Origin of the sequence: Microcystis aeruginosa NIES-4325, from assembly GCF_008974145.1 — a bacterium.
Taxonomy (GTDB): Bacteria; Cyanobacteriota; Cyanobacteriia; order Cyanobacteriales; family Microcystaceae; genus Microcystis; species Microcystis aeruginosa_G.
Map to the genome: position 1 here is coordinate 1 of NZ_BJKP01000083.1, position 1,802 is coordinate 1,802.

The window sequence follows — 1,802 nt, forward strand, 5'->3', positions numbered from 1 at the left end:
TGCGATCGGTTGCCTATGAATGCTTCGATCGCATTAGAGTTATCCAAGTTTGGCGAGACCGACTTGCTAGAGGCTTGGCGTGATATTTGTGAGACTTACGCTGACCACGAGTTAACTCTCGATAAGGTCAAGGCTCACCTTGAGGACCCGTTTCAGAAGCTACCCAATTCCAAAAAGGTTAACATCCCTATCGAACTTTGGGAAAAGCTTCGAGAAAAGGCCGCAGAGTCTGGTATTTCTCCATCGAAGTTACTAGAGGAACTAATCGAGTCACTACTCCCTGATGAGGATGGCCCTAGCCGTGACGCTGTACCTCCTGATGGTGATGACGACGACGATGAGAGTCAGAACGATGATTGCTTAACTAATAGTAACACTGCACCGACGGACCGCGACCGGAGCGAGAGCGAGAACGATGATCACCTACCTAACTATTCTAAGCGTTATTCTGCTGCTTTTAGCTATCAGAATAATTACTATTCTCCTAATGTTAACTCATGGATGCTTGACAATGGGAAGTTAGTTAACGTTAATAATTTAATCCCTTACTGAGGAAAACAATGAATAAAGAAAATGACTCAATAGCTTTGGTGGTTGCCCCTGTCCATGATTTGATGTTTCATCACTTAGCAGTGGCAGTCACGTTGCTTCGCATAACAAGAGACAATATCTCTCTTTGTATCCAGATGACTTCTCTTTATATAGAGAGTCTACCCAAAGATTCCCTTTACAGACCTTCCCGCACCATATTTCATAGTCGAAAATCTTTAAAGGCGACTCTCTTAGAGATTGACAAGCTAATCAAAAAAGTAGAGCTAGATTGTGACAGATCTTTAAAAAACGGCAGCACGGCCTACGATACTGATGAGGTAACTAATGAGTAAATTTTATTTTGTTCGAGACTCGATCGGCCAATGTTGGGTTAATCTAGATCACGTCACTTTTATTAACTTAGAAAGTGACAAGTTAATCCTAAAAATGTCAAATAATTCTAGCGTTTTTGTTGATGGTGATGACGTAGTTGCCTTGTCCCAAGTTCTTTGGAACCATACCGTTAATTGGGAAGATGAATTCCGAGATGACAAGCGCTACAATCACGAGGATATCCCTAGCCTAGAGGAAGTAATGCAAAATGAGCCAAATTATGAACCGACTCTAGAAGAAATACACGAGGACTATCCTGATCTAAAACTTGATGATGATGATGATGATGATTTTCCCTATCCTACAGGAATTCGTCTAGAAGAAAGTGAGTTTTAACCTAATCGCGCCCTCTCACCTAAAAAGCGAGAGGCCGGGGTTAGGGTCCAAACTTAACCCTAGTCCGAGAGTACCTTTTTCAGCGATTTCAAGCATTAGCTTGTACTTCAATCCTAAGGTTTCGAGGACTTTTAAGAATTTTGCCTTTTAAAGTGAGATAGGGACTAAAAAGCCCTACGGGAGTATCGTAAGGCTAATTCTTTTTAAATCTAATTAACTCCCATTATAAACCATGAAAAGAATACTAGGGATAGACGTTAGTCGTAATTGGGCTATCGTGGTTTTATTGTGCGAATTTCCGTCTGTTTCTCCCTTGCAATACTCGAAAAATATTGGGGAACCGATTAAAGGATACTCGCGGATCAAGGGGAACACTCAACTTAATGAGATAGCTTACAAGTTAGAGTGTAATGCTGAAGCGATCGAGATTGTTAAATCCTTAGAAGTCGATGCTATCATCTTAGAGCCTACGGGTTACTGGTATGCAAGCTTCTGGGTTAATTGTGCTAAGAAGTTAGGACTAGATATCTATTGGATATCTC

At 41.2% G+C, this 1,802-nt stretch carries 2 protein-coding genes and 2 pseudogenes; all 4 read left to right on the forward strand.

The features are described from left to right. Window positions 1-552: pseudogene (locus tag MiAbW_RS19005) on the forward strand (hypothetical protein); the annotation flags it as partial. Window positions 553-560: 8 nt separating this feature from the next. Then, a complete protein-coding gene (locus MiAbW_RS19010; RefSeq protein WP_151697340.1) occupies window positions 561-884 on the forward strand; it encodes a hypothetical protein in 324 nt (107 codons plus the stop codon). Further along, window positions 877-1,260 carry a hypothetical protein gene (locus tag MiAbW_RS19015; RefSeq protein ID WP_151697341.1) on the forward strand — a complete coding sequence of 128 codons (384 nt, stop codon included), beginning with the start codon at window positions 877-879 and terminating at the stop codon, window positions 1,258-1,260. The genes MiAbW_RS19010 and MiAbW_RS19015 overlap by 8 nt, the downstream gene beginning before the upstream one ends. A 232-nt stretch (window positions 1,261-1,492) precedes the next feature. After that, window positions 1,493-1,802: pseudogene (locus MiAbW_RS19020) on the forward strand (IS110 family transposase); the annotation flags it as partial.